At 41.4% G+C, this 12052-nt stretch carries 13 protein-coding genes and 1 riboswitch; all 13 genes read right to left on the reverse strand.

The window, feature by feature from the left end; all coding sequences use genetic code 11:
- Positions 1-43: 43 nt before the first annotated feature.
- The 13 genes from SPSYN_RS15105 to SPSYN_RS15165 all read right to left on the reverse strand — a co-directional run bounded on the left by SPSYN_RS15105 (position 44) and on the right by SPSYN_RS15165 (position 11784).
- A complete protein-coding gene (locus tag SPSYN_RS15105) occupies positions 44-793 on the reverse strand; it encodes an RIO1 family regulatory kinase/ATPase domain-containing protein (protein ID WP_161823320.1) in 750 nt (249 codons plus the stop codon).
- Positions 777-1544 (reverse strand): molybdopterin-guanine dinucleotide biosynthesis protein B, encoded by a 768-nt coding sequence (gene mobB / locus SPSYN_RS15110; protein WP_161823321.1) that lies wholly within the window; start codon positions 1542-1544, stop codon positions 777-779. The genes SPSYN_RS15105 and mobB overlap by 17 nt, the downstream gene beginning before the upstream one ends.
- A gap of 16 nt (positions 1545-1560) precedes the next feature.
- On the reverse strand, positions 1561-1941 hold the full coding sequence (locus SPSYN_RS15115) for a NusG domain II-containing protein (protein WP_161823322.1): 381 nt from the start codon (positions 1939-1941) through the stop codon (positions 1561-1563).
- Positions 1942-1946: 5 nt separating this feature from the next.
- Positions 1947-2702 carry an energy-coupling factor transporter transmembrane component T family protein gene (locus SPSYN_RS15120; RefSeq protein ID WP_161823323.1) on the reverse strand — a complete coding sequence of 252 codons (756 nt, stop codon included), beginning with the start codon at positions 2700-2702 and terminating at the stop codon, positions 1947-1949.
- Complete coding sequence (locus SPSYN_RS15125; protein WP_161823324.1) at positions 2692-3357, reverse strand: energy-coupling factor ABC transporter ATP-binding protein; 666 nt, start codon at positions 3355-3357, stop codon at positions 2692-2694. The genes SPSYN_RS15120 and SPSYN_RS15125 overlap by 11 nt, the downstream gene beginning before the upstream one ends.
- Positions 3358-3381: 24 nt before the next feature.
- A complete protein-coding gene (locus SPSYN_RS15130) occupies positions 3382-4110 on the reverse strand; it encodes an energy-coupling factor ABC transporter ATP-binding protein (RefSeq protein WP_161823325.1) in 729 nt (242 codons plus the stop codon).
- Entirely contained in the window at positions 4110-4616 is a 507-nt protein-coding gene (locus SPSYN_RS15135; protein WP_161823326.1) for a molybdopterin-dependent oxidoreductase, read from the reverse strand. Before SPSYN_RS15135 ends, SPSYN_RS15130 begins: the two co-directional genes overlap by 1 nt.
- Before the next feature lie 62 nt (positions 4617-4678).
- Positions 4679-5239: an ECF transporter S component gene (locus SPSYN_RS15140; RefSeq protein WP_161823327.1), complete on the reverse strand. Its 561-nt coding sequence runs from the start codon at positions 5237-5239 to the stop codon at positions 4679-4681.
- A gap of 33 nt (positions 5240-5272) precedes the next feature.
- Positions 5273-6331 (reverse strand): 4Fe-4S binding protein, encoded by a 1059-nt coding sequence (locus tag SPSYN_RS15145; protein WP_161823328.1) that lies wholly within the window; start codon positions 6329-6331, stop codon positions 5273-5275.
- A 180-nt stretch (positions 6332-6511) separates the two neighbouring features.
- Positions 6512-8116, reverse strand: a complete 1605-nt coding sequence (locus SPSYN_RS15150) for an FMN-binding protein (protein ID WP_161823329.1) — start codon at positions 8114-8116, stop codon at positions 6512-6514.
- A gap of 19 nt (positions 8117-8135) precedes the next feature.
- On the reverse strand, positions 8136-8702 hold the full coding sequence (locus tag SPSYN_RS15155) for a molybdopterin-dependent oxidoreductase (RefSeq protein ID WP_243153082.1): 567 nt from the start codon (positions 8700-8702) through the stop codon (positions 8136-8138).
- A gap of 74 nt (positions 8703-8776) precedes the next feature.
- The gene (locus SPSYN_RS15160; RefSeq protein ID WP_243153080.1) at positions 8777-9724 is read right to left on the reverse strand and encodes an FAD:protein FMN transferase; all 948 of its coding nucleotides are present in this window, start codon (positions 9722-9724) and stop codon (positions 8777-8779) included.
- Positions 9725-9903: 179 nt separating this feature from the next.
- Positions 9904-10022: riboswitch (molybdenum cofactor riboswitch) on the reverse strand.
- Positions 10023-10125: 103 nt separating this feature from the next.
- Positions 10126-11784 carry an FN3 associated domain-containing protein gene (locus SPSYN_RS15165; RefSeq protein ID WP_202623859.1) on the reverse strand — a complete coding sequence of 553 codons (1659 nt, stop codon included), beginning with the start codon at positions 11782-11784 and terminating at the stop codon, positions 10126-10128.
- Positions 11785-12052: the final 268 nt, after the last annotated feature.

The raw sequence follows: 12052 nt of genomic DNA on the forward strand, positions 1-12052 counted from the left end.
AACTTAATGAAATAAAGTAGCGCCACGGAAAATTGCTGCAGCACTACTTACTCGAGTTGAATATATTTAATTCTCCGCCTAATTCCTCAATTTTAGCAAGTAGATAAGGACGTTGCTTTTCCCTTCTTTCTGCAGCAGCCTTCATCTCTTCTATTAAATAGTATTGTATGGCCTGATAATCCAGCTGATAATTGTTTGTATTGGCATTTAATTTACTATAGTTCTCAACTAATAAAGAACAAATTCTAAATTTCCACTGTGTAAACATTGGGTCATTATTTAATATAAAAGCACAGAGGCCTCCTAAATCCCTTTCCGGAGGATGATAACATACTTCTTCAAAATCCAAACCATAGAAATTATTTTCACCGGTGAAGACAAAATTTCGCAGGTTTAAGTCAGATTTACACAGACAATTGCTATCTGCATGTCTTATAGTACCGTGCAACTGATATAACCACCTGGCAAGATGATTAACCCAATCCTGGTGGTTAATATTTGTATCGCTCAACAGGTCTGTTAACAGAATTCCATCAATATATTCCATAATAATTATATTATTATCATTCCAAATAATTTGCGGAACTAAAAGCCCCCAGTTTCTAAGACTATTAATAATAAAAGCCTCGTTCCCTGCCTTTGGCTTTTCATATTTCTTAACTATAAATTTCATTTTTAGGTTATCCTGGTTAATAACCTCAACCAGGTAGACGTTATTTCGGAAGCTTTTTTTATGGTGATAGTTCAAGAGCTTAACATTTAAATATTTTTCCAGCTTAAACTTCCATTCCATTATTTCTCTTCCTTATTTCTATAAAAAATTCTTTGTCCCCGTCATAGCTATCCAGATTAGCTAAAACTTTTATTAACGTGTTTTTGATGTGCATTTGCCGTAGATAATCTACTGACAATTCCTGCCCACCAACATCAATAACTACCTCATTTTTAGCTAAACATTCTGTACCTGTGGCTTTGCCACGTAATATTCGAGAAGCCAGGTCGCGGCAGCTAACACCGCAGGCATGGCATTGCTTCACTTCATGTATAAATGGTAAGCAACTCGTCATTTTATCTTCAATTAAATCAACTAGTCTTTCAACATCCGAGAGAGCATTTATAACGGGTATATCATTATAATTTGATAATCTATTTGATATACGGCCGGATATGGCAAAAACCAAATCATTTAAACCTTCCTCAACCTCAGCTTCATCCCCGGCACAGAGAATTTTAGGAATCAACGTATCGGAAATTCCTTCGATAACTACATAATCCTGGTCAAAAAAAGTTAATATTTCTTCAATGCTAAGCTGACGGGGAATAAGCACATCTGTCTCTCTTAATCCCCTGGCAACTACCATTTCCGCACCGGCCTGCCTGTGCCGCCAGGTATTAGTGCCCGGGGTATCTATGGCAAAACCTTGAAAATGAATATTTTTAATTGACCCCACCCGGTAACCTCTCCGCATCAGTTCTCTGATGATCCCTTCCACGGTCGTGGTTTTGCCGGATTGGGAAACCCCGAAAACAGAAAATACCTTCACAATGGGCCACTCCTTTTTAATTTGTAATGGTGTCAACTTGTTTTTTTTGACCTTTTATTGTAATCATTAACCGGTTTGGCGCACAAAACGAAGTTTGACCAGGCCTACTCAGCCAACCTGTTTTTACGCAAATCTGATTTGGACAGTCGGCTTCTTTAACCCTAGCTTGTCCGTCTTTTATTTCCACCGTATTGTAATGACCATTTCGATCTGTAATCTTAATTCGTTTATATCGTACAGTTGATAGGTCTATTTTTTGGTTCAAATCACCCTCTCGGCTTATCTCCAAAACCAGATCATCCACCGCCTCCCGCTGGTTTATTAAATAGCTTGCTGTAATACTTATAATGGTTAGCATTAATAGACCCAGGGTTATATATATATTGATGTTTTTCATTTATGTCACCGAATAATAGACAGAGTTAGTACGACCAGCGTTATACTTAAAGATAATATAGTTATTAAGTAATCTAATGAGTTATATTTCAAAACACGCAGGTACGTTCTACGGGGATAAAGCCTGAATCCCCTGGCCTCCATAGAAATAGCCAGTTGATTAGCTTTAAGCAATACATTGCTCACCAAAGGCGAAAAGATGTAGGTAAAAACCTTGATTTTTTTACCCCAGGCTACCTTTTGCATGTCAACACCCCGCAATTGTATAGCAATCAAGGTATCCTTAGCCTCTTGAACGAAGACAGGCAAAAAGCGCAACGCTATTAAAACCATAAAGGCTATTTCATATGGAATTTTTAATTCTACTAGAGCTAACACATAATCCCTGGAGTTGCTAGTGGCAATAATCATTGCCGATCCGAACAATATCAGCATTCTTAGTAAAACGCAGCTAGCGGAGCTTACCCCCCCGGTGGTAAGGATGTGCACATCCCCAAAGGCAACGAGTACCTGACCGTGGCCGGTGAAGGCACTCTGTATAAACAGTAGTACAAATAATACAGGCAATAAACGGCGAAATTTGTAAATTAAGCTAATATACTTAACCTGAAATATCTGCAGCAAGAGCAATGTAATAATCAATACTATAAGCAACAGCCCCGGGGTATTAAAAAAAACAGCCAATGTAGACAGACATAACACAATAACTATTTTAGCCCTTGGGTCAAGGTTAATCATTTTTACTGCTAGTTTAACACCCATTTTCTTTTAACCGTCCATTTTCGAGGATCAGTATACGTGAGGCATATCTATCAATAAAGTTGCTGTCATGACTAATCATGAATACACCCCGCTTTGATGCCACTAATTTTAGCAGACATTCTCCCAATAAATGTTTACGGTAGGCATCTAGTCCTGTGGTAGGCTCATCAAGAACCAGTAACTCGGGTTCCAACACTAACACTGCTGCAATAGCCAGGCGCCTTTTCTCACCCTCGCTTAATTGCAGAGGAAAATTTTGGGCCAGGTGTTCCAATTCAAAGTATGCCAGGTTCTCTTTAACTAACCTCTGCACCTCATGTTCAGGTAATTCAAGATTCTGTAACCCAAAGCCAATCTCTTCAGATACTGTGGGACAAAAGAGTTGTTTTTCCGGATTTTGAAAAACGTATCCCACCAATCGACCAATTTGAGCTAATGCCATACTGGACATATTTTGCCCTTTCAAGGTGATATGGCCTGTTGATGGTGCCAGTATGCCCACCATTAACTTGGACAAGGTTGTCTTACCAACACCGTTGGGACCGGTTAGTGCAGTGATACCTTCTTTATGAATGCTAAAATTAATATCGTTCAATAGAGGTTTTTTTTGTCCGGGATAACTAAAACCTACCTGAACCATTTTCATAAAAATCATTTTTTATCCCCATCAAAACTTAATTTATATCAACAATTTATGTCTGGCTAATAACTCCTTATCCTGTAGTATAGAGGCAGGTCCATCGTTAACCAACATACCATCTTCAAGCAGTAATACCCTGTCGGCAATAGTTACTGCTTCCAAATCATGTTCCACAATGATTATGGTCTTGCCCTGCCGGCACAGCTCCAATAAAATCTCAATAACATTTTCTTTAACCGCTGCATCTAGCTGTGCCAGCACTTCGTCCAGCACTAATATCGACGGGTCCAGGGTTAAAACCGAGGCCATTGCTACTAAATGTTTTTGACCACCGGATAAGTTATTGGTATTTTCGTAACGTAAATGGTTAATTCCCACCATATCAATGACGGCATCCACCCGGTATCTGATTTGTTCCGGTGGCAAACATAAATTTTCCGGTGCAAAGGCTATTTCATCTTCTACAATGGGTGAGAACAACTGGGTATCGGCATCCTGAAATACTATGCCCACCTCCAGAGCCAGCCGGGCAATTTTACATTTTGCAGTATCCTGGCCATTAATAAGCACCTGCCCGGTCATTTCACCGCCAAAATAGTGGGGAATTATGCCCCCTAAACATAAACAGAGAGTGCTTTTACCTGAGCCACTTAAACCTAAAACCGCCACAATCTGACCCTGCTCCACTGTAAAGTTCAAATCTTTAAGAATATGTTTCCCACCTTTTTGGTAGCAGTAACTCAGATTATTAACTACCACTGCAGACATTAATTAATCTCCAATTCATTTACATATTTTACAGCCCGCAGACCAAACTGATCACCTATAACTATTATCCGGAATGGTCCCGTACCGCCTTCACTTTTGCTGCCCAAAGGTTTTCCATCCTGAGCATATACTAACAACACATGATCACGAGACATTATCTCCTCACTATCAAATACCACGGTGTAACTGTCCAGACCACTGGCAGTAACCTTACTGGTATCCGTTAATACAGCATTTTCAAGGTCGGTTAGAATTTCCCGCAACGGCGTACCAGTAAAGACATGAGTTTGGGTTCCTTCGCTGGAGGAGCGAATGGTAACCCGCCTATCAACCGCCGGCATTTCCTTAATCTGTTCTATGGTAAATGTTTTTACCGGCTCGCCCTTACAGCTAACAGTTAAATTTGCACTTTCCCGGCTATTCGGCGTGTATAGATAGGTCAATACCACGGCTAATACCAGTAACAAGCCAATAGACCAATAAACCAACTTATTGTTAATATCCACTTACCTAACAACCTCCCCTACCATCGGGACAACAAATCCTTATCCCAATCCCACCACTTACTTTAAGCTGTTTTTGAACCAAACCCGGTTTTTTTCAACTGCTGCAATACTTTATAGGCAATAATGCCTCCCAACCCGCCGGATAACGCCCCCACCGTCAGAGTAAGCATTAAAGGAACAAAAGGTAAACGAAAATACAATATGTTCACAAAAGCAGCGCCACATATATTTGCCAACACCCCGGCAAAAAAAGAACAAGGCAAACAGCAAATCCTGTGCCTGGTTAACCACAGCATCAGGTCTATAGCCACACCAGGCATAGTATAACTAAGCAGAGTCATCGCTCCATGAGAACCAAAAACCCCTGTACCAAAGACCATTAAAGCCTGAACAAGTCCGATTAAAGAAGCTGTCCCGAGTTTGCCGGTCAACCCGGCCCCCAGTACCAGCCACATCATATAAAATCCACCGGCCACAACTCCGCCGGGAATTAACAATGGACCCGTGATAATATGGGTAATGGGCACAATAATCGGTTTAGTGGCAATGCCCAGAGCGGAGAGCATAGCCACTACGATTAAATCGAATACAGAAAAGTTGGCGATAAACTTTTGCCAAAACATTTTTCCACCACCTATTATGCAAAAGTGGTATAATTATGGTTTTGCTTTTTCCAAGGCATTATCAACTGCCTCCACAAGACCGATGCAGGTATATGTAGCTCCGGATATGGCATCCACTTCGGTGGATTGACTTTTTATAATACCGTCCGATATTTTTATAAAAGCTTCTTCATAGTAACCACTGGTTTCATAATGTTCTACAACATCAATTTTTTTGATCCGGCCATCAGCAACTTCCACTTGCACCTTCAAACCTGGGGCAAAACCAACTCCAGTACCATAATAAGTTCCATCATGATAAATATTCCGGGGCATTATGACCGCACCGGCACTATCAGTAACACCCAGAGCACCAATAAAACCAATACCAACAAAAATGCTCCAAAATATTGTAAAAGCCCCCAGTACATAGGGATAAGTTTTCAGAGGTTTTTTTACAAAAGTCAGTTCATACGACGGCAAACCCATTGAGCAACTGCCCCCAACACATCTCAGGCAGTGAATACATTCCGCTGAATCGACAACCTCCCGGTCGCTTGGTTTTATATTAACAGGACAGTTCAAAGAACAGCTCCGGCAGTTGTGGCAAGTTATTGTCCCGCTCCTTTTTAATTGCACAAGACCGGTACCAACTAATATGCCCTGCAAAGCTCCCAGAGGACAAAGATAACGGCAGAAAAACCGCATAATGAAAAAAGCCCCTATGATAACCAGTAACAAAACCAGAAAGGCAAAGGGTATCTCCTTATAAGTACCCGGTAAGCCAGGTAAGTTGGCAAAAGCAACCCAAGGATCAAAACCAGTTAGTATACATGACTCTAAAAGTATTTTAGAAACAAGAATAAAAAATAGTACAAAATATTTGAAGTAGCGCAGCCGGGCATCAATTCCCGGGGGTAGTTCATAGTTTTTGCCAAGGATTTTATGGCCCGCCTGGCTCGTATAATCGTTTAATGCGCCAAAGGGGCATAGCCAGCCGCAAAAGAAACGGGTGCCCAGCAGTGCCAGCACTATGATAGCTGCAGCTAAAAGAAATGCCGGTGCGGTATAATTTAATACATAGCTTTTATCTGTTACCCAATCATACATCATGTTTAATCCCCCAAAGGGGATTAAACTGTGCATGCTGAATAACTTAAAGTTTATCAGGCCATTTATATACAACCTATAAAGCACGAAGGAAAGGCAGACTAATAAAAATGTTGCTAACTGCACCGTTAGGCGTAATTTTTCCAGGTTGCTTTGCTTTTTAGACAATTAACTACACCCCGGTTAACTTAATTCGTTTATTTCCAATAGATCTGCCAACTGTTTTAAACCACCAGCCCCCTGGTACAAAGCCGTAATTTTTTCATGCTGGTTAACCAGAATACATTTGCTTAAATCTTGACCGGAAATCTGAATGGACTGTCCCGCAGTGTTCACCAGTTCAAACTGTTTTTCCCGGGGGGTAATTACACCCACACCCTCCAGCACTTTTTCCAACAGCATTCCCTTTTGGGCACCCAGCTCAGATAAACCGGTTATCTTTTGCATTTCAGTGGGGAAAATAACGGCATCTGTTGTGGTGGAAAAGTAAGCCATATATTTAACATTCATTCCCAGCTTAAAGTTCGGCGCAATATTCATTGGTGCGCCTTCCCCGGATATCTTAATGTAGTAGCGTTGTCTAACCATGTTAATCACCTCATCCTTGACCAAGCTGTCAGACGACACCATGGTGAAGAAACCTTCGGGATTGACATAGTCAAATTTAGCCAGTATCTTGCCGACTTCTATTGCCTTATCCTTACTGCCATAGTACTCATACATATATGGCTCAATATCCCTGGTTAAGGGATCAAAAATTTTAACGGATTTAATATTCTTAGCGGGGATATCGGTATATAAATCGATATTGGAAACCATTCTTACCCAATAAACACCTAACTCCTCGGGAACCACCACACGTACGGGCTTATCTACTTTAGCAATTTCCTGATCGTTAAATCGATAAGCCATTATAACCTTTCGTTTGTCCAGTAATTCCTTGGACATTAAAGCGTAATACCCATCTAGACCGGTGACACCAATCCCTTTATAATCAGACAATTGAATACCATGCTTCTTTAGCACTTCACTTAGTAATGGTCCCTCCACCACCATATTTTCTCTAGTACCGAGGGAGTTAATTAACACAGCAGGTTCTTTAACAGTGGGGTATTTTCTCAGTTCATCCATGGTCACCCGAATGAATTCATCGGTTCCCCAACGGATAATGAAGCTGTTTTCATCTTGAGCAATTAGTTTATCCACCACAGCCGACACTGCAGCCATTTTTTGGCCATCATTTAAGAAATTATAGGCACCGATGGCTGAATTCACTCCGTTGACTGCTGCCTGGCTGCTTATAGTAGCTCCGGTGATTTGTACAATATCTCTGGGGCTTTCCGGATCAAGTACCACCATATTTAAGTATTCGCTCAGACTTTTTCCTTTAAACCGGTCCGTGAACCACACTTCGGAAAGATACATGGCATATTCAGGGTCTTCCACATGCTCCAAAACTTTCATACCTGTTACTTGATTGGTCCGCCCATCAATCGCAACTGCAATGGTCATCGGCCCGTTATAACCCGAGGGCTTAACAATAAATCCATAACCAATTTGTTTTTGTTCTTCATCCTGTATTTGATAAATTTTCTGTACTGCCGGAAAATTCTCTTCAATAAAACTCTGTCTAGCCTCCCCGGTTATTTCCTGTACTTTTACTTTTTCATCATAAAATTCTGCCAGGATATCAGTTACACTATCTCCACCAGTATAAAAACGGGTAAAAATGAAGGTTAATACGATAAGCACTACACCCACACCCAGGTAAAGCCTTTTTTTATTCAAATATACCCTCTCCCTCTAATTAATCTACTTTGATGTTTATTACCTTTGCTACCCAGTTCTGTTTGTTAATATCCCCTGGTTCTTTCTGCCCCATCACTAAGCGGAAAGGGTATTGCGTTGAATCATAGACCTCGCCGTTTTCTTCCCAGGCAATAATCATTTTATATTTCTTTTCAGGATTTGTTTCGTCTATATAATCTTCCCGTTTAACCTCATCAATTGTATAGATGACGGAATAACCATCCTCTGAGGTAATCACCACCTGCTGAGCGGTATCCTTTACCCCGACTTTGTTTAACAGCTGCCATAACGATACTCCCTTAAAGGAAAAATATTGTTTAGTACCAAAATTATTGAGGGCAAAATAGTCATCCTCGATAACATCTAACTGCATACCCTGGATTTCTTGCAAAGTTAGCTGGGTAGTTCCGGCTACCCCACTGCCTTCAATAGTGAGCACATTTTTTTCAGCCACCGGATCTGCTTCTATTAACGGTTCCTGGTCATTATTCTGTCCGGTACAACCAGCTACTACCATCGCAATCATTAATACAAGCACTATTAAAGCTAATAGAATATTATTCATTTTTCTCAATTTATCACTCCCCTTCCAATGGTTTTTAATCGGATAATATATAATTTTTATTTAAGATCTTTCTATTATTTGGCATCAAGTTGATAACCACCATCTCCGGTGAAAGTTAAATTTTTACTTAGGGTATCCGAATAGAGAATTTGTTTATCCGGGCGGACAAACACAACTTCAGTATTTTCCAATCTGGTAACCATGTCGAAACCCTTTTCCGAACCCAGCACAAACAGCGTCGTGGATAAAATATCAGCATCCATCGCACTATCGCCGACAACGGTTACTTGCATTGCGTCCCTGGCCGATCTGCCGGTGGCCGGATCCAAGATATGATGATAACGCGCCCCCCCCTGGATAAAATATCTTTGATAGTCACCAGAGGTTACCACCGCCGCATCCTGAACCGAGATTATGGCAATTAACCCGTCACCACGTGGGTCCTGTACCCCAACCCGCCATAGTGCTCCATCCGGCTTAGTACCCAAGGCATAAACATTTCCCCCGGCATTAATAATGGCATGGTTTACATCCAATTTTCTCAAGGCCGACACCGCCTGGTCCGTGGCATAGCCTTTGGCTACACCTCCTAAGTCCAAGAGCATCCCAGACTTAGGTAAAAATACCGTACCCTGCTCATAATCGATTTTGATTTTTTCGTAATCCACCAGAGTTAAGGCTTCATTTATCTCTTCCTGCTCCGGTTCATGCCGGTTACTGCCAAAACCCCACAGGTCCATTAACGGGCCGATAGTAACATCAAAGGCACCTCCGGACAGTTCTGAGAAATAATTTGAGCGCTTAAGGATAGTCAATGTATCATCGCTAACCCGAACGGGGCTGTTGCCGGCATTATTATTAACTTTAATAACATCACCGGATAAAGGAGTTGTTTTATCCTGGTAGTTGAATCTGTCAGTTAAATGACTAATCCGTTCGAAGGCGGTAAAAGCTTCATCCAAAGCCTTTTTCCCCTGGTGTTCATCCTCACAAAAAACAGTAATATGTACTAGTGTATCCATGATAAATCTTTCTCCGCTAAATTCTTGTAACCCGGCAGTTTTTTGCTCACATCCTGAAAAACACAATATTAATAATAACACTAAAATAATAACGCATTTAAAACAACTTTGCAGCAAACCTTTCGAACTCCCCCTAAAAATTAAAGGCATAGTTTCCCCGCAAGAGAAAACCATGCCTTTTAATAAATTATATTAATTCCTTTCCAAGCGGGAGGCATAATTGTTTCCTTTTACACCCATCGTTTAGTTCCCATAGCTTTGCAACCTTAGGTAAACTAACTCGGAATAAACTATTTAATTATATAAAATTTTACTAACTATGAACAATAAAGTCAATATGTTAAATTATTTATCAATAAATACACATTAAGAGAGTAAAGAAAGCAATCAAGGGAGACTGGTTAGTTGGCAATTTTACCCAAACTAATATTAACTATTCGTACCACATCCATTACATTAACTTTGCCATCACTATTAACGTCAGCGGCATATCTTTCTTCGAGGGTGGGCTGAATTTTTTCCAGGGCGATATTTACGGTTTTTACTACGTCCAAAATATTTACAACGTTATCACCATTCACATCTGCCTTTTTTCTGGTTATAATTCCAACAGTCAGTGCCCTAGATATTACGTTATTACCTTCACCAACTATTACCGTTAATGTGCCGGAAGCGCCTGAGGGTACAATAAATTCAATGTTGTAATTTCCGCTGGCATCGGCCTTCTTGGTATCAAAATATACAATATTATTGTCTTCGTTGATAATTTTAATAGGCACCCAAGCGTTTGGTAACGTTTTCCCATAGGCTGCTACAATCTCTCCAGGTAATGCTGTATTTTTACTTAATTCCATGCTTATTGCTACTTCTAAGGTTACGGTTATGGTCTCGTCTCGATCGGTTATGGTGATTGTACCGGTTGTCTCTTTGTAGCCGGGTTTGCTTATGGTGTAGGTGTATTCGCCGGGTTCTAGTTTGTAAGTCCCGTCTTCTTCTGCTGCTTTTGCGTTCCCTTCGCTGTCTTTGACAGTTACAGTCGCATCTGCTGGGGTTACTACAAAGGTCACTGAGTAAGTGGTTGCTTCAGGAACCGTGTACTCAAAGGTAACGACATCGCTGTCTTCCCGGCCGGGGCCGATTACTACTGCCTTGATAGTAGTGTCGTCTGTTATTTCAATTGGGTGATTAATTTCATCCAACTCGCCTGATCGCGATGACCACCAGCGGCTGGCAATCCAGTTGTACATCGGGCTGTCTATGGTCGGAGTACTGCCGTCGAGAGTGTAATGAACTTTATCCTCGTCGTTAAAAGGACCTTGCAGCTCCACCATGGTCCCTACAGGTACCTCTCCAGGCTGCGGATCGGCCGTGGGATTAGCCCATTTGGGTGCAGGATCGGTGAGTACCTCGATTTTCGTTACATATTTTGCAAACCTGGCGTTGGTCTGCTGGGTTACCGACCGCTGCCCGTATAACAGATGATTTGCATCCCCGCGACCCAGATTTTCATCGTCCATCACATCGTCCAAGTCTTGAGCTGAACAACTTTTATGGGCAATAATGGTCTCAACTTGTACCGCACCCGACGCATCGCCAGGAAGATGGCCTGGGAGACCGGTATCCAGGAAATTAGGAAACATATACCTGGGTTCATAGACAAGCTCCTGCACCGTAAAGGTGGCTTTGAAGCCATCACCGGATGTAAATCTTATTTGCGTTGCCTCCGGTTTTAGTCCTCCGGCTACTTCTAACAGATCACCAAGTTTGACGCCTACACCCCTGTACCAGCTCTTGGTAGGCCAAGTATTAATAGTGCTATAGATTATGTCTTGTTGTTCTAAATATGTTCCATCTGTTAATGAATTATTGCCCCGGAGCTGATTCTGGGTAATTGTCACAGGCTCCGGGTTATTCAGCCCGGGCCCCGATATGGTAATATCTCCACCCGCAGCAAATGCGTCTGTAGGTGCCTGCAGGACTAATGCACCGGCAAGTAAAAACATGCCTAGTACAAACGGTAAAAGGCTATACCATAACCCAACCTTCTTATTACCTTTCACAGGGTTTTCTCCTCTCTTATTTTTGTTCATTAGTTGAAATTAAATAGAGTGTTTAACTCCTATCGGTAAAAGAACCAGCCGGCCAAAGGAAACCGGCCGGATACTTCCCCCGGATGTTTGTCAATATAGGTCTTAAATCCAGGTTATACGGTGTGTCTTTTATGCTGTCCATCGTCCATCGATCCCAAATTGTAAGCTTAATGACGTTATTTCCGGTTCTTGTGATTGTCCCTGTTCTTTTCTTGTTGCTTGTTTTGCTTGATTTCTT

The sequence above is a fragment of the Sporotomaculum syntrophicum genome (assembly GCF_009932395.1).
Taxonomy (GTDB): Bacteria; Bacillota; Desulfotomaculia; order Desulfotomaculales; family Desulfallaceae; genus Sporotomaculum; species Sporotomaculum syntrophicum.